Annotated in this window: 19 protein-coding genes; 6 read left to right on the plus strand and 13 right to left on the minus strand. The window is 57.2% G+C overall.

All coding sequences use genetic code 11. The features are described from left to right. Nucleotides 1-302: 302 nt before the first annotated feature. From metF to AVI_RS11560, 6 genes are all read right to left on the minus strand, one after another. Entirely contained in the window at nucleotides 303-1,220 is a 918-nt protein-coding gene (metF, locus tag AVI_RS11535) for a methylenetetrahydrofolate reductase [NAD(P)H] (protein WP_015916529.1), read from the minus strand. Then, nucleotides 1,220-2,221: an ArsR/SmtB family transcription factor gene (locus tag AVI_RS11540; RefSeq protein ID WP_041698089.1), complete on the minus strand. Its 1,002-nt coding sequence runs from the start codon at nucleotides 2,219-2,221 to the stop codon at nucleotides 1,220-1,222. Before AVI_RS11540 ends, metF begins: the two co-directional genes overlap by 1 nt. A 226-nt stretch (nucleotides 2,222-2,447) precedes the next feature. After that, the gene (locus AVI_RS11545; protein ID WP_015916531.1) at nucleotides 2,448-4,640 is read right to left on the minus strand and encodes a methyl-accepting chemotaxis protein; all 2,193 of its coding nucleotides are present in this window, start codon (nucleotides 4,638-4,640) and stop codon (nucleotides 2,448-2,450) included. Nucleotides 4,641-4,944: 304 nt separating this feature from the next. Beyond that, a complete protein-coding gene (locus AVI_RS11550) occupies nucleotides 4,945-7,323 on the minus strand; it encodes a methyl-accepting chemotaxis protein (protein WP_015916532.1) in 2,379 nt (792 codons plus the stop codon). A gap of 129 nt (nucleotides 7,324-7,452) precedes the next feature. Beyond that, complete coding sequence (ettA, locus tag AVI_RS11555) at nucleotides 7,453-9,102, minus strand: energy-dependent translational throttle protein EttA (protein WP_015916533.1); 1,650 nt, start codon at nucleotides 9,100-9,102, stop codon at nucleotides 7,453-7,455. 146 nt (nucleotides 9,103-9,248) lie between these two features. Further along, a complete protein-coding gene (locus AVI_RS11560; RefSeq protein WP_015916534.1) occupies nucleotides 9,249-9,971 on the minus strand; it encodes a ribonuclease T2 family protein in 723 nt (240 codons plus the stop codon). A 187-nt stretch (nucleotides 9,972-10,158) separates the two neighbouring features. On the opposite strand from AVI_RS11560, the gene AVI_RS11565 reads away from it, so the two are divergent. The 3 genes from AVI_RS11565 to AVI_RS11575 all read left to right on the plus strand — a co-directional run bounded on the left by AVI_RS11565 (nucleotide 10,159) and on the right by AVI_RS11575 (nucleotide 13,840). After that, the gene (locus AVI_RS11565) at nucleotides 10,159-11,109 is read left to right on the plus strand and encodes an alpha/beta hydrolase (protein WP_015916535.1); all 951 of its coding nucleotides are present in this window, start codon (nucleotides 10,159-10,161) and stop codon (nucleotides 11,107-11,109) included. A gap of 76 nt (nucleotides 11,110-11,185) precedes the next feature. Continuing rightward, entirely contained in the window at nucleotides 11,186-12,157 is a 972-nt protein-coding gene (locus tag AVI_RS11570) for a DMT family transporter (RefSeq protein ID WP_041696807.1), read from the plus strand. 30 nt (nucleotides 12,158-12,187) lie between these two features. Beyond that, on the plus strand, nucleotides 12,188-13,840 hold the full coding sequence (locus AVI_RS11575; RefSeq protein WP_015916537.1) for a thiamine pyrophosphate-binding protein: 1,653 nt from the start codon (nucleotides 12,188-12,190) through the stop codon (nucleotides 13,838-13,840). A gap of 60 nt (nucleotides 13,841-13,900) precedes the next feature. Here AVI_RS11575 and AVI_RS11580 read toward each other — a convergent pair whose 3' ends face one another. Then, nucleotides 13,901-14,377, minus strand: a complete 477-nt coding sequence (locus AVI_RS11580; protein WP_015916538.1) for a MarR family winged helix-turn-helix transcriptional regulator — start codon at nucleotides 14,375-14,377, stop codon at nucleotides 13,901-13,903. Nucleotides 14,378-14,472: 95 nt separating this feature from the next. Here AVI_RS11580 and AVI_RS11585 point away from each other — a divergent pair, with 95 nt between their 5' ends. Next, nucleotides 14,473-14,913 (plus strand): carboxymuconolactone decarboxylase family protein, encoded by a 441-nt coding sequence (locus tag AVI_RS11585; protein ID WP_015916539.1) that lies wholly within the window; start codon nucleotides 14,473-14,475, stop codon nucleotides 14,911-14,913. Nucleotides 14,914-14,968: 55 nt separating this feature from the next. Here AVI_RS11585 and AVI_RS11590 read toward each other — a convergent pair whose 3' ends face one another. The 3 genes from AVI_RS11590 to AVI_RS11600 form a co-directional block, all read right to left on the minus strand. After that, nucleotides 14,969-15,310: a RidA family protein gene (locus tag AVI_RS11590; protein ID WP_015916540.1), complete on the minus strand. Its 342-nt coding sequence runs from the start codon at nucleotides 15,308-15,310 to the stop codon at nucleotides 14,969-14,971. 75 nt (nucleotides 15,311-15,385) lie between these two features. After that, nucleotides 15,386-15,721, minus strand: a complete 336-nt coding sequence (locus AVI_RS11595; RefSeq protein WP_015916541.1) for a protein tyrosine phosphatase family protein — start codon at nucleotides 15,719-15,721, stop codon at nucleotides 15,386-15,388. 103 nt (nucleotides 15,722-15,824) lie between these two features. Continuing rightward, the gene (locus tag AVI_RS11600; RefSeq protein WP_041696811.1) at nucleotides 15,825-16,658 is read right to left on the minus strand and encodes an aldose 1-epimerase family protein; all 834 of its coding nucleotides are present in this window, start codon (nucleotides 16,656-16,658) and stop codon (nucleotides 15,825-15,827) included. 393 nt (nucleotides 16,659-17,051) lie between these two features. Here AVI_RS11600 and AVI_RS11605 point away from each other — a divergent pair, with 393 nt between their 5' ends. Then, nucleotides 17,052-18,389, plus strand: a complete 1,338-nt coding sequence (locus AVI_RS11605; RefSeq protein WP_049777198.1) for a L,D-transpeptidase family protein — start codon at nucleotides 17,052-17,054, stop codon at nucleotides 18,387-18,389. 87 nt (nucleotides 18,390-18,476) lie between these two features. Here the strand turns inward: AVI_RS11605 and AVI_RS11610 are convergent, their stop codons facing one another. From AVI_RS11610 to AVI_RS11620, 3 genes are all read right to left on the minus strand, one after another. Further along, nucleotides 18,477-19,193, minus strand: a complete 717-nt coding sequence (locus tag AVI_RS11610; protein ID WP_015916544.1) for a ParA family protein — start codon at nucleotides 19,191-19,193, stop codon at nucleotides 18,477-18,479. A 176-nt stretch (nucleotides 19,194-19,369) separates the two neighbouring features. Continuing rightward, a complete protein-coding gene (locus tag AVI_RS11615; protein WP_015916545.1) occupies nucleotides 19,370-20,515 on the minus strand; it encodes an iron-containing alcohol dehydrogenase in 1,146 nt (381 codons plus the stop codon). Nucleotides 20,516-20,831: 316 nt separating this feature from the next. Then, entirely contained in the window at nucleotides 20,832-22,403 is a 1,572-nt protein-coding gene (locus AVI_RS11620) for an amino acid permease (protein ID WP_015916546.1), read from the minus strand. A gap of 912 nt (nucleotides 22,404-23,315) precedes the next feature. Between AVI_RS11620 and AVI_RS11625 the strand changes: the two genes are divergently transcribed. Next, nucleotides 23,316-24,374, plus strand: a complete 1,059-nt coding sequence (locus tag AVI_RS11625) for an ABC transporter substrate-binding protein (RefSeq protein WP_049777301.1) — start codon at nucleotides 23,316-23,318, stop codon at nucleotides 24,372-24,374. The last annotated feature ends 55 nt before the right edge of the window (nucleotides 24,375-24,429 follow it).

Genomic DNA, 24,429 nt, shown 5'->3' on the forward strand with positions numbered 1-24,429 from the left:
GTTTCTTTTTGTCGCAGCGATGCTTTTCATCTGAGGACGACAACAACTCCAACACCGTATGCGGCGGCGGCGGCATGGACCGCCATGACACTTTTCATCATCAACGATGCTAAAAACGCCGTGCGCCCTCGATGGCGCACGGCGGTTTTTATTGAGCGAGACAGTTGAGCAGTCGATCCGGCTCATGAGCGCATGACGTATGCGGACAGCCGCACTCGTCACCGTGCTTAAACATCGCGCTCGGGCGAACCTCTCACACTTGGCGTTTTTGCTTTATCGTTATCGCAAAATTGTTGCACGCTTTACGCCACAACCCCTGCCCGGTCGGCGGCTGCGGTATCAGAGCGCTGCAATCCCAGCCGTTCCAGCGTGGCATTGACCAGCGGGGCCCGGTTCATCGTATAGATATGGAATTCGTCGATACCGCGCGCCTGCAGGTCGGCGATCTGCTCGGCAGCCAGTGCCGCAGCGACACTGGCGCGCTCAGTGGGTTTGTCGTCCAGCCCTTCGAAACGCTGGTCCAGCATGGCGGGAACGGATGTGCCGCACATTCCAGCAAAGCGCTTCAACTGGGTGAGGTTGAGGATCGGCATGATGCCCGGCACGATAGGAATGCTGATCCCGGCGGCCCGTACCTTGTCGAGATAGCGTTCGAAAATATCGTTATCGAAGAAAAATTGGGTGAGCGCCCGGGTCGCGCCATTGTCGACCTTGCGTTTCAACATGTCGAGATCCATAGCGAGATCGGCGCTTTCCGGATGCTTTTCCGGATAGGCGGAGACAGAGATCTCGAAATCTCCAAGCTCTTTCAAGCCCTTCACCAAGGCTGCCGCATTCTCAAAACCACCCGGATGGGGTTGATAGGCCGAACCGACACCGGTCGGTGGATCGCCACGCAGCGCCACGAAATGCTTGACGCCAACCGCCCGAAAGTCTTCGACCACCTGGGCGATTTCCTCGCGTGTCGCACCGACGCATGTGAGATGCGATGCGGTGGCGAGTGGCGTTTCCGCCAGCAAGCGGCGCACAGCGGCCAGGGTCGGCGCCTTGGTGGTGCCGCCAGCGCCGTAGGTAACCGAGACGAATTCCGGCGCCCAGCCGGTCAGCTCATCGACCGTTGCCCAGAGCTGAGCTTCCATCTCCTCGGATTTCGGCGGGAAGAATTCAAAGGACAGCTTGAAGGGCCGTGCCTGATCTCTTTTGGAAGATGTGTGTGCCATCAGTAAACTCCCGCCCGCGCGGCCTGTTGCGCCACGGATGCTGTGGCTTGACCATAGGTCGCCAGCCAGATTGTTGCTGTAAGCGCCTCCCCATCCCTATGGTTCGGCGCAATATCGATTGCGTTTGTGACGTCAAAACCTGTCTTGACGAGCCAGCCCGCCATTAACTGATGGGAAAAGCCCAACCGCACATGCGCATGATCTTCGCGCAAATGCTCCAGCTTATGCGGGGCAAGATCAATGATCACCAGCCGCCCGCCGGGCTTCAGCATACGCGCCGCTTCATTCAGCGCCAGCTCCGGCTCCACCAGGAAATGCAGCACCTGATGAATGATCACCACATCGAACTCGCCACCATCCAGCGGCAGATTGAGAATATCCCCTTGGCGTACGGCAGCCTTGGCCACACCAGCCTTATCGAGATTGACCCGGGCAACCGCCAGCATGTCGCGGCTGGCATCGATACCCACCGCCCGTTGATAGCGGCTTTCCAGCAATTGCAGGATACGCCCGGTCCCGGTGCCAAGATCCAGCAAAGCCTCGACTGTGTCTTCGCCGATCAGCTTCACCAGTGCATCTTCGACCTCGCGGTCATTGATATGCAGCCGGCGCAACTCGTCCCATTCAGCGGCGTTGCGACTGAAATAGGCCTGTGCCTTTTCCGCCCGCGCCCGTTTGACCGCTCCAAGCCGCTCGCCGTCACGCGCTAAAACAGGATCGGACGTGGAAGCAACCGCCAGCAGATGACGCGCGAGATCGCCCGCAGCCCCTTCCTGCTTCAAACGAAAATAGGCCCAGGCACCTTCCTGGTAACGATCCACCAATTCCGCCTCAGCAAGAAGCTTGAGATGGCGCGAGATACGCGGCTGGGATTGACCGAGAATGTCGGTCAGGTCAGATACGGTCAGATCTCCCGCCGCCAGAAGCGCCAGCAGACGCAGGCGGGTGGGTTCACCTGCAGCCTTGAGAAGATCGACCAGACCGTCCAATGTAAAAGACATGCTCATGCCGCTTCCGTCAATCAAGATATAAACATATCTTTATGTGATGCGCGGAGTTTTCGCAAGCCCCAAATTGCCGTTGCCCATCCTTGCGGCACGGTGAATCAACAAAAATCCGCCGGTGACGAGTGCCACCGGCGGTATTGAAAGCCCTGCGTGCTGAACCAAACAGGCTCGGCATCGTTTGCCTTTTCGGAAAAATCGGTTGGATTTTCCCTGACGAACTCTAGGCGACCCGCTGGCGCGCGAAATCCGCCCGTCCGGAAGAGATCGTAGCACGACCGGAGTTCTGGTGGCCTGTCTTGAAATTCGCCAGCAGTTCCGAGAGCTTGGCTGCTTCATCGGCAAGCCCTGCACCGGCAGCATTCATCTCTTCGACCATTGCGGCATTCTGTTGCGTGGCCTGATCCATATGATTGACGGCGACATTGACTTCGCCAAGCCCCACCGATTGCTCCTGGGCGGCTGTCGCGATGGCATCCATATGTGCATTAATCTCCTCGACCACCTGCGCGATGGCACCCAGGCCCTCACCGGTATCGTGGACCAGCTTGACTCCCTCGGAAACCGCAACTTCAGAATTTCCGATCAGCTGTTTGATTTCCTTTGCCGCATTGGCGGAACGTTGGGCAAGCTCGCGTACTTCCTGAGCAACGACCGCAAAGCCCTTGCCCGCTTCTCCAGCTCGCGCTGCCTCAACACCGGCATTGAGCGCCAGGAGATTGGTCTGGAACGCGATTTCATCGATCACGCCAATGATCTGGACAATCTGCCGAGACGCATTCTCGATCCGGCCCATCGCGGTTACCGCATTGCCGACCACGTTGCTGGACTTGTCGGCACGGCCGCGAGCATCCCGAACGAGATCACGGGCCTGGCCGGTTCGCAGCGAGGTCGCCTTCACATTGGCGGTGATTTCTTCCAGAGCCGCGGCTGTCTGCTCCAGTGAGGCTGCCTGGGTTTCGGTCCGCTTGGAAAGATCATTGGAGGCATCGGAAATTTCACCGCTGCCGTTGCGCACGCCAGTCGCGGATATGCCGACGGAAATCAGAACGGAGCGCAGCTGGTTGACCGATGTATTGAAGTCATGCCTCAATGCCTCAAATTGCGGTGCAAACTGCTCCTGGATTTCGCAGAGCAAATCACCCGCTGCCAGCTGGCGCAGCCCTGAGGCCAGGGCACCGGTGGCGCGGGCGAGACGCTCATTTGCCTCGGCCTCGGCCTTGGCCTGCATTTCCTCGCGCTCTATTTCGGCAAGACGGCGGTTTTCCTGGGCCGACCGTTCCAATTCATCGTTGCGAAGTGCCGCCTGGCGGAACACCTCGACGGAGTGGGCGATGTCGCCGATCTCATCTTTGCGGTCAAGATAGGGAATAGTGGTGACCTTGTCCCCCTCGGCCAGGCCGGTCATCCGGCCCGATATCCGGCGAATGGCATTCGAAAGAATCCGCAGGACCGAAATGCTGAACAGCGCGGTGACCAAAACCAGGATGCCGAGGGCCGTCACCATGAAATAGAGGGAGTTACGCGCGTCCGACAGCTGCGCATCGGCAAATGCGCCCAGATCCTGCGACGTGGATTTGATCAGGTTGGCAACGAAATCCCGTCGCTTGGCCATGATGGTGTTCCAGGTGTCGAGATCGCCTGTGGCGGGGGTATAGGTACGACCCACGGCCATCGCATCTACGGCGTTCTGGACAGGCGCGACATCGCTTCCTCGCCAGAACTGGTCGTACTGATCGTTCAACGGCTTGGGCAGGAATTGCTGCATCGGCTTCAAGTAGATCATGGCCTTATTGAAACCAGCATGGAAACGGGCCGACTCTTCTGGAGAAAGCGTGCCTTTTTGGGTATAAACCTGGCCGATCCGGTTGATGATCAGATAGGAATCGTTGACCTGCAACAAGGAATAATAGCCCTGGATGCCTTGTGACAGGAGGCGATCATCAACGAGATTGGCAGCGCGGCCGGCCAATTCCATTCCCATGGCGGAAATAGGCTGGAGATATTTCAGCGGCATGATCGGGTCAACGCGATCGGCATCGACAGCGGACCGGAATTCGCCGATCTTGGCGAAAGAATCAACAAGCCGGTTCTTCAGGCCGTTCAGGATTGCATCATCATAGCCAGCGGAGATGGCGTCGTCATAGGCGCTCACCACCTTCGCATAGGCCGCATCCGATGTTGCCCGCGCCTCAGTCCTGGCTGCCGGCGGCGCCGCGCCCTCCAGGGGCATGACCAACAACAGATTGCCCCCGGCCCGTGCCAGTTGCTCCAGAGTCACGGCCTTGGACGTTTTCGTATAGTTTTCCCAGGCCTCCCAGCTCAGGATCGCACCCAGCACGATCGCTGCCAATAAAGGCACGATCCCAAGGCTCGTCAAAAGCACCTTAAACGGCAAAGCCGAAATAATTCGCATAAATACCCTCCAAAAATTACAGAATTTGCTGCACGGGGCAACAAACGCTCATATTGATTGTCAATTTGCGAGAAATTTGTTATTTTTCCGTAAGTAAATTACAACAAACGGAATCAACTTGGAGATGTTTTTTTCTTTATTAATCGCAAAGATAATAAGCTTTGCGTCATATAAATCGAAAAATGCCCTTGAGATTTTTCGAGCACAATTCTCTCAAGCGGCGGGCGAGGCATCGGGCCAGTCCTCACCTTGAACAAAAAAGCCCCACCTGAGCGGTGCAGGCTTTTCTGGGTTGGAGAGGGGGTTAGAATTCTTCCCAGGCATCCTTTGAAACGGCAACGGCGGCGTTACCTCGGCTCTGAATTGCTACCGGTCGACTGGCTCGCGTGAGGCTGGCTGGCTGCCGCTCCGTACGGGCCGGGGCTGCCGCAGCCGGTCGGGTGGAGCGCTGCACGCCACCTGTCGAGGCGAGAGACAAACCAGCCTTTTGCCCGCCCGTCTCGAAATTTGCCAACAGGTCGGCAAGCCTGGTTGCTTCACTGGCAAGGCCCGCCCCCGCCGCGCTCATTTCCTCTACCATGGCCGCGTTCTGTTGGGTGGCATGGTCCATGTGATTGACGGCGGTATTGACTTCGCTAAGACCGACCGACTGCTCCTGCGCCGCCGTCGCGATGGCATCCATATGCGCATTGATGGCCTGCACGAGTTCGGCGATTTCGCTCAGGCCCTTGCCGGTATCGTTCACAAGCCTAACGCCATCGCCGACTGCCACTTCCGAATTGGCAATCAGCGCCTTGATTTCCTTGGCCGCATTGGCGGAACGCTGCGCAAGCTCGCGTACTTCCTGGGCAACGACGGCAAAACCCTTACCGGCCTCACCGGCGCGCGCTGCCTCGACGCCCGCGTTGAGCGCCAGGAGATTGGTCTGGAACGCGATCTCATCGATGACGCTGATGATCTGGGTAATCTTTGAGGAGGCCTCTTCGATACGCCCCATGGCCGTGACCGCATTGCCTACCACCGCCCCGGAGTGTTCGGCGCGCGTGCGCGTATTGCGCACCAGATCTCGCGCATCGCTCGTGCGTTGCGACGTTGCCCTGACATTAACGGTAATCTGCTCAAGTGCGGCGGCGGTTTGCTCCAGGGAGGCCGCCTGCTGTTCCGTCCGCTTTGACAGATTGTCGGACGCCTGGGAGATTTCCCCGCTGCCATTGCGCACTGCATGCGCGGCACTGCCGACGTCCAGCAAAGCTGTTCGCAATTGCTCGACAGAGCGGTTGAAATCATGGCGAAGCGCTTCAAACCGGGGAGCGAATTCCTCGCGGATTTCACAGAGCATATCCCCTGACGCCAAGCGCTTCAACCCGGCTGCAAGCGAACCCGTCGCGCGGTTCAGACGCTCCTCGGCCTCCGCTTCCGCAACGCGCTGAACTTCAATGCGTTCAAGCTCACCACGGTGCCGCATCTCTTCGGTTTCAGATTCAAGCTGCTTGTTACGAATGGCGGCTTCCCGGAAAATCTCAACCGAGCGGGCCATGGCTCCCACTTCATCCTGACGGATGGTGAAGGGGATATTTTTCTGCGTATCGCCATCGGCAAGGGCTCGCATGGACTGTGTGAGAGTACCGATGGGAGCAACAACGCGTCTTACGACAATCGCCATGCCTGCAATGGTCAGGAGGATTGAGCCAACCAGCAAGGCGCTATACAAAATAACCAAGGAGAATGCGGCGTTAGCCAACGAATTCGCTTTATCATTCACAACCTTCATGGCCGTAACCACGACATCAGCTATGCTGGCTTGCGCTTTGGAACTCGGAGACAACCATTGATCCAGCGTCAAATCAGCTGGTTCGCGAGCAACGACTTTTTTGTAGAGGGTATCGCGCATATCCGCGAATGCGCCACCAAAATAGACTGATTCAGCCTTGCTAAGCGCCTGTTTCAATTCTTCCGGCATCGTCGAATGATTGACGAGTGCGCGAACCTGAAGCCAGCCGGTGATGATTTTTGAATGTTGGTTCGCAACCTCAAGAACATCAGGCATAGCGAGAGGTGTTTGCAGAGCGATAGCCTTGTTGAGCAGGATGTTTTCCGCTCCGGCCGCTGAGCGGGTTACCCATGCATTGGTCCTGACCTGCAAAAGATCTGTCAGGCTGTTATCCAGCGAACGAATGGCGGATTCGGTAAAAACCGAGCTTTTTTCAAGATCATCAAGCACGCTATCGCCATACGAAAGCTGCTTTGCATTCAACTCCTTATTGCGACTTTCCAGAGGAAGGGAAAACTGCGCATCAAGCGGCTGGCGCATCGAGACGATCGTGTCGTAATGTCCTTTGATCTTGTTCAACATCGCCGCGAATTCTGGCGTACCGACAACGGTGACCGCTGCGGTAAAATCCTTCATCGCCGCGTCGACCTTCTGGCGGTCGACAGGAACATCCTTGGCAGTCGTTCCAGCCTTTTCCGGGCTTGTCATAAAGACGGTGTTGGTATGGCCGCGCTCCAGGCGGTAATTCAACAGAAAATCAAACAGCGCCTTATTAACCGCCGTCAGTTTTGCGACATCGCGGAACACACCGAACTGGTTGTAAGCGACATAGAGCGATCGCGACACCATGGCGCCCAAGGCAATGCTGATAATAAGAAAAACTGAAACCAGAACGTTCCGGATAGAAAACATAATCCCCCCAAAGGCACTAAACCCCTGGATGAATTTCATCACGCAAACAACTAATATACTGTTAAAATTACAATATCGGACAAACAACCCTGAGATGAAAAAACACCTCAGGGTTGTCAATAATCACAATTACCGGGTCAGGCGCTTGTAGCTGACGCGCTTCGGGTTGACGCTTTCAGCACCCAACCGACGGATCTTGTCCTTTTCGTAGTCCTCGAAATTGCCTTCGAACCATTCCACGTGGCTGTCGCCTTCGAAGGCGAGAATGTGGGTGGCCAGACGGTCGAGGAACATGCGGTCATGCGAGATGATGATCGCGCAGCCGGCAAAGCTTTCCAGCGCATTTTCCAGCGCGCCGAGCGTTTCGGTATCGAGGTCGTTGGTCGGTTCGTCGAGCAGCAGAACATTGCCGCCAGCCTTCAGCATCTTGGCCAGATGCACGCGGTTGCGCTGACCGCCGGAGAGATTGCCGACCTTCTGTTGCTGGTCGCCGCCCTTGAAGTTGAAGGCACCGCAATAGGCGCGGGAGTTCATGTCGAACTTGCCGAGCTTGATGATTTCGGCCCCACCGGAAATTTCTTCCCAAACGGTCTTGTCGGCAGCCAACGTATCGCGGCTCTGGTCGACGTAACCAAGCTGCACGCTGTCGCCAACTTTAACCGAGCCGGAATCTGGGGTTTCCTGGCCGGTGATCATCCGAAACAGCGTCGTCTTACCGGCACCGTTCGGGCCAATCACGCCGACAATGCCGCCCGGCGGTAGTTTCAGGCTCAGGTTGTCGATCAGCAGACGGTCGCCGTAGGATTTGGAAATCCCGTCCAGCTCGATGACCACCTGGCCCAGTCGCTCGCTGACGGGAATGATGATCTGCGCATCGCCGGGACGCTGCTTTTCAGCCGCTTCCACCAGTTGCTCATAGGACTTGATACGGGCCTTGGACTTGGCCTGACGGGCCTTGGGGCTGGATGCGATCCATTCCTGCTCGCGCGACAGCGCCTTCTGACGCGACGCATCTTCGCGGCTTTCCTGCATCAGGCGCTTGGCCTTGGCTTGCAGATAGGCCGAGTAATTGCCTTCGTAAGGAATGCCACGGCCACGGTCGAGTTCAAGAATCCAGCCGGTGACATTGTCGAGGAAGTAGCGATCGTGGGTAATCATCAGCACGGAACCGGGATATTCCCGCAGATGGTTTTCCAGCCAGCCGATGGTTTCAGCGTCCAGATGGTTGGTTGGTTCGTCGAGCAGCAGCAGGTCGGGCTTTGACAGCAGCAGCTTGCACAGCGCCACGCGACGCCGCTCACCACCGGACAGGCTGGTCACATCGCTGTCGCCCGGAGGGCAACGCAGCGCATCCATGGCCATTTCGACCTGATTTTCCAGATCCCAAAGGTTCTGGCTATCGATGATATCCTGAAGCTTTGCGCCCTCGTCAGCCGTCTCATCCGAGTAATTCATCATCAACTCGTTGTAACGGTCGAGGACGGCGGTCTTGGAGGCAACGCCTTCCATGACGTTTTCGAACACGGTCTTATCAGGGTTCAGCTTCGGTTCCTGTTCCAGATAGCCCATGGTCGCGCCTTCGGCGAGCCAGGCTTCACCGGTATATTCCTTGTCGAGACCGGCGATAATGCGCAGAACCGTCGATTTACCGGCACCGTTCGGGCCGAGAATACCGATCTTGGCATCTGGATAGAAAGACAGGTTGACGTTCTCAAGGATCTTCTTGGCGCCATAGGCTTTGTTAAGCCCGGACATGTGGTAGATGAACTGACGTGCCATCGGTAAAATGCTCCGCACGGGTAAATGGAATTGCCCGCTATGTAGGCGAAACCGCAAGCCGGGGCAATGCCGCCCGCGCAATTCCTTCAGGTCTTACCCTGTTTACGGGATAGGATGCGGGCGCACTATTCGCTCTCAAAGCAGGCTCATTGCAGCCCAACCGGATCGACAATACCCTGGGTGCAATCAAACTTGGTTGAGCCTGCCGCCTGGATGCGCTCTTGCAACGGCGTCCCGGCATCGCCATCCCCAAGACCTATCGTCAATTCCGTCACAATCCGTCTGTTGCCGTCTTGTTCGCAGCTCATTTTTACCCGCCGTCCAGCGCCCGGACCAAAGCTGGCATCAAACGCCGTCTGTACATCTTCCTGGGTCACCGCCTTGCCCACATTCGCCGCAAACAGACCATTGACCGCCGAACCGTTCAGGGTCTCGATCAGCGCGATTGCCTCGGCAAAATAGTCTTGTTGATTAAGACCGGTGCAGGTGCCATGCTTGATCCATTCATGCCGCTCCAATGATGACTGCGTGCCGGGCATGACCCGGTCCAGCACTTGGCGGGTCGAGGCGGACAGCTTCACTTCCGGCAGATCGGTCCAGCGGCTTTTCTTGTCGGTATCGATATCGGCCTGCGCGACGCCGCAATAGTTCTGGCGCATCGGCCAAAGACCATGCAGGGTAAAATGGCTGGCATCATAACGATCCGCCGTCTGGCTCTTGCATTCCGGCTTGTCCGGCTTGGTTTCGCAAAAACCCGGCTGCCAACTGACGGCCAGAATGCTAGTCGTCCTGCCTTTTTCCGCTGCGAAAGACGGAGGACAGGTCAGAAAGACCGCCGCAGCCAGACCCAGATAGTGAAAATGCTTCATGATGTTCTCTCCACCGAATCGCTTAAGGTCTTCATGGAACGGTTGAAACAGGCTTGCAACCTTGAATAACGGCATGAACCTGCCTTTCAGCAATTGCACTTGGCTGCAAAATCACGTCATTTTTCGGGGCGGAGCGGATTGAGACTCGCGATATACCATTCGCGTTCGGCACTATCGGGAGAACAGCATGTTTGACGAAACGCTTTATCTGCAAAGGCCGGATGGTGCCCGGATCGCCTATCACCACCATCAGGCAACGGATGCGCAGGCCATTCTCCTGATCAATCATGGGCTGATCGAACATTCGCGCCGCTATCGCCGCTTTGCCGCCTTCATGGCCGCGTCGGGTTTTCACGTCTATGCCCATGATCACCGTGGACACGGAGAAACCCAGGCCCAGGATGCACCGCTTGGCCGCTTTGCGCGAAAGAATGGCGTTTCGCTGGTGATCGAAGACGCCAAGGCAATCCGCGACCTGGCCATTGCCAACCATCCCGGCCTGCCGGTTCTGCTGTTTGGTCATTCCATGGGCGGGCTGATCGCGCTGCGCACCGCAACGGAATTTCCAGAAAGCTTTCAGGCGCTGGCGGTGTGGAATTCCAATTTCAACAACGGCATCGAGACCCGGTTCGCCCGGCTGGTTCTGAAGATCGAGCGGGCCTTGAAAGGCTCTGACGTGCCAAGCCTGCTGATGGCCAAGGCGACCTTCGAGGCCTGGGGCAAGGCGGTGTCGGGAAGGCGCACTTTGTTTGACTGGCTGAGCCACGACGGCTCGGAAGTCGATCTCTACGCCAATGACCCGCTCTGCCGGTTTCAGGCCAGCAATTCCCTGTGGATGGACGTGCTTGACCTGACTGCTCAGACCGCAACCCTGCCCCGCCTTGCCCGGCTGCGAACCGACCTGCCCATTCATCTGGTCGGCGGCGGGCAGGACCCGGCCACCAAAGGTGGTGAGGCAACCCGCGCGTTGGATCATCGCCTGCGGCAATCCGGTCTGACTGATGTGACGCTGACCCTTTATCCGGCCATGCGGCATGAAACGCTGAACGAAATTGGTCGTGACGAGGCCATGGCGGCGTTTCGGGATTGGGCGCGAAAAGCGCTTGGCCTAACGGCAGTTCATTCCGGTTTGGAATGACCCTATAACAGAAAGTCACGTGCCGTCCGGCATGATGGACGGTATAGACAGACGATCAAAAGCGAGACAATCCCGCATGTCCACTCCACCGCGTGCCACGTCAGGCACATCCAGCCAAGCGACGGTTTTCTCCGGCGTCACGTTCGGACTTGGCATGATGGTCCTGTCGGTGCTGATCACGCCGCTGGTGGATGTGTTTTCCAAGCTGGCAACGCAAACCATGCCTGCTGCCGAAATCAGCCTTGCCCGGTTTTTCTTTCAGATCCTTTTCATGCTTCCCGTGCTGATAATACGCCGCACATGGCCGAAACTGTCCTGGTCCAACACCCGCCTGCATATGGTGCGTGGCGGGGTGCTCTGCCTGTCGATGCTGACCTTTGTTACCGCGCTGCGCACCATGGAAGTGGCGGATGCGGTGGCAATCTTTTTCGTCGAGCCGATCATCCTGACCATCTTGAGCGGCATCATCCTCAAAGAAAAAATCGGCTGGCAACGCTACCTCGCCTGTGGCACCGGGTTTATCGGCGCCATGCTGGTGGTGCAGCCCAGTTTCCAGGAAGTCGGAGCTGTCGCCTTCCTGCCGATCATTACGGCCTTTTGCATCGCCATTTTTGCAATTTTGACGCGGCTATTGTCACGCCATCAGGACCCGTTCGTCATGCAGGTGGAAACCGGCTGCTGGGCCATGGTGTTTTGCACCATCATGATCGCCATAGGCCAGACGATGAACCTTACCATGTTCGATCTGGTCCAGCCGGACCTGACCGGCACCATCTGGCTTGTCTGTACCGGGGCCACTGCCGCCGTCGGCGGTGTGCTGGGTGTGTTTGCCTATCGCGCAGCACCACCCTCGATGCTCGCGCCGCTGCAATATCTGGAAATCGTCACCGCCACCCTGTTTGGCTGGCTGGTCTTCCATGACCTGCCGGATGCGCTGAAATGGCTGGGCATCGCCATCATCATCGGCTCCGGCCTCACCATCATCTGGCGGGAGCGCAAACACGCATCCCGGCCTGTTTCCGACAGCAGCGGGCCGCCACAACCTTAATTTCGGCCCAACCCATCCAAGGATCGCTACATGAAAAGAACCGGCGGACAATTGATCGTTGAAGCCCTGAAGGCCAATGGCGTCAAGCGCGTTGCCTGCGTGCCGGGCGAAAGCTATCTGGCGGTGCTGGATGCGCTGGTCGATAGCCAGATTGAAACCGTCGTCTGCCGCCAGGAAGGCGGCGCGGCGATGATGGCCGATTGCTGGGGGCGTCTCACTGGCGAGCCCGGCATTTGCATGGTGACGCGCGGTCCAGGCGCCACCAATGCTTCGGCGGGCCTGCATATCGCCCGGCAGGATTCGGTGCCGATGATCCTGTTCATTGGCCAGGTCGCACGCGACATGCGCGAACGCGAGGCCTTTCAGGAGGTGGAATATCGCCGCGCCTTTACCGAATTTGCCAAATGGGTCGGCGAGATCGATGACGTCGCCCGCATCCCGGAATTTGTCAGTCGCGCCTTTGCCGTGGCCACATCGGGCCGTCCCGGCCCCGTGGTGCTGACCCTGCCGGAAGATGTGCTGGTGGAAGAGGCGGATGCGCCAGACGCCCGCCCCTATATGCCGGTGGACGCGCATCCCGGCCCTAGCCAGATTGCCGCGCTTGGCGCAATGCTGGAGAAGGCGGAGCGTCCGCTGGTCATCCTCGGCGGCACCCGCTGGGACGAGGCCTCAGTGAAGGCGTTTGAAGATTTTGCCGCACAGTGGAAACTGCCGGTCGGCTGCTCCTTCCGCCGCCAGATGCTGTTTGATCATCTGCACCCCAATTACGCGGGCGATGTCGGCATCGGCATCAATCCGGCGCTTGCGAAAGAGGTGAAGGACGCCGATCTGATCCTGTTGCTGGGCGGTCGTTTTTCAGAAATGCCATCGTCATCCTACACGCTGATGGACATCCCCTACCCCAAACAGAAGCTGGTGCATGTCTATCCCGACCCGTCGGAGCTTGGTCGCGTCTATCGCCCTGATCTGGCGATCTGCGCCAGCCCGAAGGATTTTGTCGCCGCTTTGACTGATCTAAAAGCACCCGCCTCGCCAGTTTGGGCCGAGCGGACAAAAGCCATGCACGCTCATTATCTGACCTGGTCCACCCCGCCCAAGACTGGCCCCGGCACGGTGCAGATGGGACCGATCATGGAGTGGATCGAAGCCAATACCGCGAAAGACGCTATCTTCACCAATGGCGCCGGTAATTACGCCACATGGCTACACCGCTTCCATCGTTTTCAGGGCTACAACACGCAGGCCGCCCCCACTTCCGGCTCGATGGGCTATGGCCTGCCCGCCGCCGTGGCCGCTAAGGCGCAGTTTCCCGAACGTGAAGTCATCTGCTTTGCCGGTGACGGCTGCTTTATGATGCACGGGCAGGAATTCATCACCGCCGTGCGCTACAATCTTCCGATCATCGTGCTTTTGATTAACAACAGCACCTATGGCACCATCCGCATGCATCAGGAGCGCGAATATCCAGGCCGAGTCAGCGCCACCGATCTGGTCAACCCGGATTTCAAAGCCTTTGCGCAGGCCTATGGCGGTCATGGTGAATTGGTGGAAAAGACTGAGGATTTCGCGGCGGCGTTTGAGCGCGCACGGGCCTCGGGCAAACCATCGATCATCGAAATCAAGCTGGACGCGGAAGCGATTACGCCGACCCGCACCTTGACTCAAATTCGCGAGAAAAGCTGATAAAGCTTTGAAACTAAAGCCTTCACCCCAGAAGCGAAGCCTGGCAATGGTCTCTCCGCATCATGCTGGAGAGGTCATTGCAGCAAGCCGCACCAGCCAGCGCCGAATAACGGGTTCATCATTCTGCGAAAGACCGGATATTAGTTCATTTTCAAGGGTATAGACACGTTTCTTTGCCTCATTCAGGCGGCTATGCCCGATTTCGGTGAGATCGAGTTGTTGAATACGGCCATGAATGGGGTGCGGTCGCCTCTCCACGAGCCCGGCCTTCATAAGATTGGCGACGATCAGGGTCATGGTCTGCGGTGTCAGCAGCGATAAGCGCGCCATATCCGCGCTGGAATGTCCTGGATAGGCAGCCAGCATGGTCAGGACGGAAAACTGCGGCTGGGTTAGATGGAGGTCAGCCAAAACCTGCTCAACGCGGTTTCGATAGGCATTGGCCCCTTGGCGCAGCAGGTAGCCCAAATATCCATCCTCACCCCGTTTCCCTTGGCCTGCCTCAGGCAGGACTGAATCGTTTTGCGTCTTGCACATTGTAAGAGCCCTGATATGTTATTCGTACACTGATAATAGCATCCAAACCGGGCAAACCCAATATGACAAATCCAAATGCGCCAGAACCGCAGAGCATGACCTATGAGCACTTTCGCCAGACGTCAGCGGCGGCCCATGCAGCGCTTTTAGCGATGGGAAAAGCTGTCGATGACAGCGGCCTCGAAAAAGAACTGACGGAACTGGTAAAATTGCGGGTGTCACAGATCAATGGATGCGCGTTTTGCACGCAACTCCATCTCAATGTCGCGCGCCGGATTGGCGTGGAGACGCAAAAACTTGATCTGCTGGTCGCATGGCGAGACGCAGGCGTTTATTCGGCCAGAGAAAGAGCAGCGCTTTTGTGGGCGGAACAGATCACAACTATGGCAACACACCGCACAACAACCGATGATTATACAGCGCTTTTCAGAGATTTCAGCGAGGAAGAAGCTATCAATCTCACTGTTGCCATTGCCAATATCAATGCATGGAACAGGATTGCAGGCGGACTGCATTTTCCGCCACCGGCAGCGTAAATATGACAAACAAGAAGGCCGGCTTCCACCGGCCTTCAAGGTTAAAGGCAGTGCCTTAAATCGCAGCCGTTACGATAAACTCAACCTTGTAATCCGGGGTTGCCAAAGCAGCTTCGCTGGTGGCGCGGGCTGGTGGGTTGGCGGGGTCGATCCATGCTTCCCAGACAGCGTTCATTTCGGCGAAGGTGGACATGTCGGAGAGGTAGATGATGGTTTGCAGGATCTTCGACTTGTCGGAACCGGCAGCGGCCAGCAGGCGATCCACTTCGGCCAGCGCCGATTTGGACTGTTCGGTGACACCAGTGCCTTCGCCGACCTGGCCAGCCAGATAGACGGTATTGCCGTGAACGACAGCACCGCTCATACGCTTGCCGGGCTCGATACGCTTGATGGACATGGACTATCTCCTTGAGGTTATGAAACACGAAAACGCTGCGGGTTTTGCCGCAGCGTGGGTAGGTTTTTTGAACGCTTAGCGCTGGCGCAGGCTGTGTTCGTAGGTCGCCGTAGAGCGGGCGCCGGAACGGCAATAGCCGAGCATCGGGCGCTCCAGATCATCAAGCGCATCAACCATGGCGGCGACGGCATCCGGCGTGACACCCATCGGGCCAACCGGAATATGGCGGATGGCAAGCCCAAGTTCTTCGGCCCGCGCAGCAATAGCGGCAAAATCCGGCTGGCCGGGCTCTTCGCCATCCGGACGATGGCAAACGATGGATTTGAAACCCAGCGCCTTGATATCATCCAGATCATCCAGACTGATCTGACCGCTGACGGAATATTCCTCGTTGATCGGCCTGATATTCATCGTCGCATCCTTTTCAAAACCGGCTTAATCGAAACCGGCCAAACATTTACGATGTGGATACCGGGGCGTCAACGCTGCAAGCGGATTCCAGACGCGCCAGATTTCACATGAAGAAGAAATCCAGTCCGAATTCACGGCTCTCACCGGGCGCCAGCAGATCGAGTTCGCCGCCCTTGGCGAGATCTTCCCGTCCGACCCAGCGATGCGAGACCGGCTCGATGCCCACGACATTGGCCGGAGCCTGCTGGTTGCGCCAGATTTGCAGGAAAGGCAGGCTTGCCGTGTCGAAACGCACCACCAGCGTCAGCCCGCCAACCGAGGCGATTGGGCCGAGCCGAAACTCTGCCCAGCCATCCGCTCCCGCCGTGTCGCCGTTGGCGGCAACGCAGAACACCCCGCCCGGTTCCGCGCCGAAACGCCAGCCGAAACCGCCTTCGTCCAGCATTGCCCCTTCCATTCGCACTGCATCGTCGAACAGTTTAGCGGCGACATTCATGTGATACATCAACATGGCGGGAAACGGCGCATGGCCGCTATTGGTGATCCGGTCGCGCAGCGCAACAGCACCGGTTTGCGCGTCGATGCGCCAATGGCGTGTCAGAAGCGACTGGCCGCCATCGGCATGGCGCACTGGAATTTCAGCCCGGCACTCGGTGTCGCTCTGGTCAATAATCCTGGCCGGATGCGATGAAAACGAACCATGCAGCGGGTAGCGCCGGTCGCTTCCATCGCCAATCGGTTCCGGGTGACGGATATGGTCAGGGCCGCAGGTAAAGAGAAAGCCTTCCAGGGAATGGTCAATGCGCGGATCGCCATCATCAGGGATGGCCCGATGCGGCGACAGATCGACCCCATCGATGATCAATGTGCGAATATCCAGAACCGATGTCGGGTCCAGTTCAACGATTGGACCCTTGGCTGCCTGTAGCTTCATGATTCGTCTCCTCCTACAATCCGCTCAGCATTACCGCGCTGATAGCGGCGTATGCCATGTCCTAAACCGTGTAAAAACGCGGTAGCCTATGATTTTCCCGTGTAAAACTCTGTTAATTTTGATGGACTGATGTATTCAAGTCGTTCACCCTATCGTTCGCTAGCACGTTGTTTATGCAACGATTTCTTCAAGCTTGGCTGGGGCGTCCATCTGGAGCGGTGCGCACTGGTTTAACAGTTTCTTCACTTCGTTTTCATTTTTCCATATTAGCGTCAAAATTACGGTGTTTCAGCGCATGATAAGCAATTGTCCATGCTTTGGCGCGAGCGCCTCGATTTCCCCTGAACCGGATAGGGTTTGGGGCGTTATGCAAGAAACCAACCGGAAAGATCACCCGTGCAGCCGCTTTGGAAAACTGGTCTCATCGTCGTCGCGCTTCTCTCAACCGTGTCGCAGCCCGCGCTGGCGCGCAGCCCCTATACGGGGCAGAACGCGAATACCGTGCTGATTACTCCCTCAGGAGAGGTTCTGGATTTCGTACCCGAACAAGGCTCGGTGATGATTAGCCGCGACCGCATGGGCCGCACGGTTTTGATTGACCGCTCTGGCAATCTGATCGCCACGGAAATGCCTGCGGACATGGTGTATGGCCGTGCCGACCGTAACCGCTATCCCAATGATTATTATCCGCCAGCTCCTTCTGGCGGCGGCTACGACGACGAGGACATGGCGACCGGCGGCATTCCCGGGGACCAACCCGTTGAGCGCCAATCCCTCGATCAAGGCTACCCACAAAACGTCAACCACGATCCTTCGGTGAGCGACGATGCCCTGGCGCGGCCGGCCTCTCCTTCGACCGCAGCACCGTCGACGCTTGGCAGCAGCGGCAAGGCCAAGCCGGAAATCACCGCGCTTCAGGTCTTTCTTGCCCGCGAAGGATTTTCCCCAGGTGCTATCGACGGCCATATGGGCATGAACGTTCAAAAGGCTCTGGAAGCCTGGCAGCAGAAGACCGGCGAAACGCTGAACCCTAACGACACCGACGCCATCATGGAGCGGCTGCGGATGAATGGCGGCCTGCCCTTCACCAGCTATACGCTGACCGCTGCCGACGCTGCGGGACCCTATGTGGCGGAAATCCCCGAGGATTACAGCCAGAAGGCTGCGATGCCGTCGCTTGGCTATACATCCACCACGGAAATGCTGGCTGAGAAATTCCATATGGATGAGGGCTATCTGAAGGCGCTCAATCCCGGTGTCGATTTCACTGTTCCCGGCAGCACGGTTAAAGTGGTCAGCATCGGCCAGCCCCATAGTGGACGGGTTGCCCGCATCGTTGCCGAAAAGGGCCGCAAACAGGTTCTGGCTTACGGCGAGGATGGTCAGTTGATCACCGCCTATCCGGCCAGCATCGGCTCCAATGACACGCCATCGCCATCCGGCACCGTGCAGGTGCAGCGCGTCGCCTTCGATCCCGGTTACACCTATAATCCGAAGGTCAATTTCCAGCAGGGCGCCAATGACAAGGTGCTGAATATTCCGCCAGGCCCGAATGGTCCTGTTGGTACCGTGTGGATTGCCTTGTCCAAGCCCACCTACGGCATCCACGGCACGCCGGAACCCTCGAAGATCGGTCGCACCCAAAGCCATGGCTGTATCCGTCTGACCAATTGGGATGCAACGGAACTCGCCAAGATGGTACAGCCGGGCGTCACTGTGGAATTCATTGACTGAGTGCAGTCAATTTTAAGCACAATAAAACGCCCCGCCGACGGTTGTCCTAGCGGGGCGTTTTTATGTGGCTTCTATCAATTACAAATCTCAGGCGGCATCGCCGATCAGCCGCAAAAGGCGCGGGCGCAGGCTGCGCACCACTTTTACCGGAAGCAGATGCACGACCTCAGCAGCAAAGGCGCGTGAATTGTCCTGCGCCTTATCCAAATTGCTGACCTTGGCCGGGTCCATCGAATAGACAGTACCACCGGTTTCAAAAATGTCGCGGAAGGCATTACGCTCGGCAATCGGAGTATTGATGACATTCACCCCACGCGCCGCCAACAGGCCCTTGATGGCGAGAAGCGCCCGTGTGGTGACCATCGAGGCAACCCGTGTCAGAACCACCGAATGCGGGATGACAAGATTACCGGCGATCCGCATCTGTTCGATCAGGTCGAGGATCTGGGCGGCTCCCTTGGCATCCATCGCACAGCCCTGAACAGGGATCATCACATGGTCGGAAAGTCCGATCGCCATGGTGACGATGGCGTCCCGCGCACCGGCCAGATCGATGATAACGTAATCGGCAGTTTTGCGGCCTTCCCGGATATGGCCCTGCAACGACCCAACGCTGACTTCGGAAATGACTTCGATATTGTGCTGCAACCCGGCGGCTTCCGACCATTGGGTAATCCAGCGTTGCGGATCGGCATCGAGAATACAGATCCGGTAGCCCTGATGAGCAAGTTCTGTGGCAAGCAGCAGCGCTGCGGTGGTTTTACCTGCGCCGCCCTTGGCATTGGCAAATGAGATGACTGGCATTGGTGTCCTCGATGCTATGATTGAGCCACTCATCGCTCTAACAGGCACCCGGCTATTCATGGCGCCCGGTTAATACATCCTTGCTAAAAATGGTTAATAAATAGCAAATGACATATATCAGTTCTTGTGAATGAAATTCTAGGTTACCTTGCTTGCCGTAAGCTGGAGCCAGATTTTCAAAAACATTCCGCCAGCAATGCGGTGGTATTTTCCAAAGTCATCTTGACAGGATTGCTCGCGGCACTTGCATCGCGGATCGCCATGGCAGCCAGATCGTCCAGCCGGTCACCCGGCACGCCAAGCTCGCTCAGATTATGTGGGATGGCGAGATCCTCACGAAACACCATCAGAAAATCATGGAAACCATCGAAGCCGCCCTGGATTTCCAGGTAGCCCGCCAGTTTCTCGATCTTGCGCTCTATGGCCTTGCGGTTGAAAGACACCACCATCGGCATCAACACCGCATTGGTTGTGCCGTGATGGGTATTATAGACCGCGCCGATCGGGTGCGACAGCGCGTGAATGGCCCCCAGCCCCTTTTGCAAGGCAATCGACCCCATGACCGCCGCCGACATCATGTTGAGCCGGGCTTCCAGATCCACCGGATCACGATAGGCTTTGGGCAGAAACTCCTTGACCAACCGCATCCCCTCGATAGCAATACCCTGGCCGAGTGGATGGTAGACCGGTGAACAATAGGCTTCCAGGCAATGGGCGAAGGCATCCATGCCGGTGCCAGCGGTGATGGATTTCGGCATGCCGACTGTGAGTTCCGGGTCGCAAATGACGATTGCCGGAAGCATTTTCGGATGAAAGATCGCGGTCTTGACGTGGGTGACTGTATTGGTGATCACGCAGGTGCGTCCCACTTCGGCACCGGTCCCTGCGGTAGTTGGCACCGTCACAACCGGCAGGATTGCCGCCTCATTGGCATCACGCCAGCCCTCAGTGCCCGCGGCGAAATCCCAGACCGGGCGGGTCTGCCCCGCCATGAAGGCCACGCATTTGCCAAGATCAATGCCGGAGCCTCCGCCAAAGGCAACGACACCGTCATGACCACCTTGCCGGAAGGCCGCAAGCCCGGCTTCCAGATTAAGCTCCGTCGGGTTGGGATCGACATCGGCAAACAGCGCGTTGTCCAGCCCTGCGTCACTCAACGTTTCCTGCGCCACCCTGGTAATCGCCAACGCTGCCAGCCCACGGTCAGTGACCAGCAAAGGATTGCGCATGCCCAAGGATTTGCAGGCTTCACCCAGCTCTTCTATCCGACCGCGCCCGACCCTGATGTCGGTCGGATAACTCCAATTCGCAAAGATTTTCATGATCGCATCACTCCTTCCACCGGAGGATCGAAGAGGGGATCGGAAAAGGCAAAAAGGATTAGCGAGGGTCATGCCGCTGCTTGCGTCTGACCAGTGCAAACCTCAGAGAATTTGAACCTCCCGAATGCGGGCTTTCCTCCTCACCCACAACGGCCATGGTAGGGTATCTAATATAAATAACTACTAATCAAAAAGGGAAAATCGGTGGCTTCGCCACCACAATTTCAAATTTCAAAAGAAAACAATCTCACGCTTTCATTTAGATAAACAGAGGCCGCCGATCCGGGCGACCCCTCTTCGTATCAGGTCAGGCTATTCAGGCTTGGCCGACAGCTTTTTCCGCAGCGGCAATTTCCGCCTGCCGCTTTGCCACTTCATCGCCAATCGGCGGGCCCTTGAAGCGACGCTGCTCGAACAGAACCCAGATCAGCGCCGTCAGCGCCAGAAAACCGACAGTGATATACAGCGCCCACTGGTTGGGCGGCTGCACCCCGATGATAAAGATGGCAACCATGGCCAGGATGACCAGAAGACCGACAAACCGGTAAGCGCCGATCCCCATATTCCACGGTCCCATTTTCGGCCATTTCGCCGTACCGATCACCTTCATACCGAGCACGATCGGAATGGCGAAGGACAGGAACAGGAAGATCACCGTGCAGGACACGACAATCGTATAAGCCGAGGCACCGGCAATGGTGACAAGCGAGGCACCCCAGACGAACAGCACTGAAAGCACAGCCCCGACCCAGATGGCCGTCGCCGGAGTACGGAACCTTGGGCTGACACTGGAAAGCGCCTTGGAGGCAGGCAGGCCGCCATCACGCGAAAAGGCATAGATCATCCGCGACACGGAGGTGACGGTTGCCAGACCGCAGATGAATTGCGCAACGAAAATTGCCAGATACAGGATATTGGCGACAACCGGATGGGTGACGCTGTTCAGCGTCCAGAAGAATACGTTCCAGCCCTGGGCTGCGGCTTCATTCATATCGGGAATAGCCAGGAGAAAGGCCAGCAACATGATATAGCCGAACAGCGATGCCCAGAAGACCGAGGAAATAATCCCCTTCGGCACCGATTCCGAAGCCTTGATGGTTTCCTCCGAGGTATGGGCGGAGGCATCGTAACCGGTGATCGTATAGATCGGCAAAAGCAGGCTGAGAGCAAAAATATACCAGACACTGCCGGTCTGCGGCCAGACTGGCGCATCGCCCGCTGGTGTGCCGGAATAATTGGTGAAGGTCCAGATGCGGGAGAAATCCCAGGTTTTAACGCCGATCAGGCAGACGATTGTCAAGGCGATGGCAGTGATGAAGATCAGATAACCCGAGAGATCCGTCAGCTTGGCGGTCAGCTTGATGCCGAGATGGTTGATCAGCGCCTGAGCTGCTGTGATCGCCGCCACGAACAGGATCTGATTGGCAAAGCCGCCTGCGGTCGTCGTATCGACATTGATGCCGAACCAGCCGGCAATCGATCCGGCGAAAAAGCCCCAGGTGCCGACATTGATGGCACCGAGCACAGTGACCAGGCCGATCAGGTTAAACCAGGCCGTCACCCAGCCGGTGAACCGATTACCAAGAATCGAACCCCAATGGTAAAGCCCGCCCGCCGTGGGATAGGCCGAGGCAATCTGTGCCATGCCGAGCGCGAAAACGCCGGAAATCAGGCAGCCCAACGGCCAGCCGATGCCGATGGCCGCCCCACCGGCTCCGGATGTCGCCTGGGCCAGCGAATTGATGCCGCCGGACAGAATACAAATGATCGAGAAGGAAATCGCAAAGTTCGAAAACGAACTCATGCGCCGCTCCAGCTCCTGCGCATAGCCCATGGAATGGAGGATATGCAGGTCTTCCTGCTTATCGACGTCGCTATAACCGGTCATGATGACCCCCAGTTAAGCCGAGGCAAAACACCTCGGCAGCCTCTGCCTTTCGGTTTGCCGGTTGTTACCGTTGCAAGCCGCACGCAGTCTTCGCTGCTCCCTTTGGATCTTGTTATCTTGAGCCGGACCGGCATGGCCGAATGGCTTGGAGACCCGTCACGATCCTGTGATGCAGGCCCCTGTTTTTAGTCTTTGCCTAAAATCAATTGCAGTCGAGAAAAAAATCAATCTCCAGCTTTTCAAATGCCAATGCAATTCACATGCCTGTTCGCGTCATTCCCCAGCCTGCAACCGTCGTAACAACAGGGAATGCTGGAAAAGCGCCTCATGAAACCCCGCTATTTGCACAGGCACAGAGGCGCGAATGACAACGAGTACCCCACGGGCATGCCTGCGCAACAAAGCCAAAGGACTGAATCTTCGAGACAAAGAACTTATTTTCTTTTTTAAATCAATGAACTAAGCGCCAGTTCCCCGATGTTGCCTTAGGCTGAACAGGGAAAAGTCATTTTTTCCAGTTGGGGCAGATTGACTCGGTGACCCTCTGTCGTCTTATCTTTGCGCAATAAACCGGCAAAGACCGGAGGGGAACAATCGACGCTTGCAGATACCTGTCATCTCAGCAGCAGCGCGCGCAAAATCCAGGGTCATGGCTTTTACCTGCTCGGCCGGGTCATCCGTGCTATCAGCGATACCGCAGATTGTCTCCAAGAATACCGTTGCAGAAATACTTGAAGATATGCCCGTTATAGCAGTGCTCACCCACCCTATCCGTCACATAACTATCATCTGCGCCCCCTATGCAGTCGCTCGGCTTACCGCAGACAATTTTGCAGATCGAAGATTTGCAGATCCACAAGGAGGACACCCGTGAACATCCGTTTGCACCGCATTCTTTCCCTCTCGACCGCCATGGTCGTCGCATCGGCCGCCTATGCGAGCGCCGAGCCAAGCGCCGAGCTGATCACAGCTGCCAAAAAAGAAGGCATGCTGACCACCATCGCCCTGCCCCATGACTGGTGCGGCTATGGTGACGTGATCGCCGGTTTCAAGAAAAAATACCCTGAGATCAAGGTCAACGAGCTGAACCCGAATGCAGGTTCCGGCGACGAAATCGAAGCGATCAAGGCCAATAAGGGCAATACCGGCCCGCAGGCTCCCGATGTTATCGACGTCGGCCTGTCCTTCGGTCCTGCCGCCAAGAAAGACGGCCTCGTTCAGCCCTACAAGGTTTCCACCTGGGATTCGATCCCCGCTTCGGCCAAGGATGCCGACGGCTATTGGTATGGCGATTATTACGGCGTTCTGGCCATCGGTGTGAACAAGGATATCGTCAAGGACGTTCCGAAGAGCTTTGCCGATCTGACCGCTTCCAAATATGCCAATTCCGTTGCCATGCCTGGCGATCCACGCACCGGCAATAGCTCGATGATGACGGTTTATGCCGCTGGCGTCGCGCAGTCCGGCAAGACTGGTGCCGATGCCGCCAAGGCAGGCATCGAGTTCATGAAGTCGCTGAAGGAAAAGGGCAATCTCGTGCCGGTCAACGGCTCGGCCCAGAACATGGCGCAGGGCACCACGCCGATCCTGTTCGATTGGGACTATAACGTGCTTGCCATGCGCGACAAGCTGGCTGGCAACCCGCCGATGGACGTTGTCGTTCCCTCGGATTCGGTCATCGCCGGCGTTTACGTTCAGGCGATTTCGGCTTTCGCGCCACATCCGAACGCTGCGAAACTGTGGATGGAATATCTCTATTCCGACGAAGGTCAGCTCGGCTGGCTGGCTGGCTATTGCCATCCGATCCGCTTCAACGATCTGGCTGAAAAGAAGAAGATTCCGCAGGCACTGCTCGACAAGATGCCGGATGCCGCAGGCTATGCCAAGGCGATCTTCCCCACTCTGGACGAACAGTCCGCTGCCAAGGCAGTGGTTGCCGCCGATTGGGCAAAGCAGATGGGCGCGCAATAAGTTAGCGCCAGTGCTGAAATTTCACTCCACCTTTGCGCAGGCCGGTTTTTACCGG

It is taken from the genome of Allorhizobium ampelinum S4, assembly GCF_000016285.1.
Taxonomy (GTDB): Bacteria; Pseudomonadota; Alphaproteobacteria; order Rhizobiales; family Rhizobiaceae; genus Allorhizobium; species Allorhizobium ampelinum.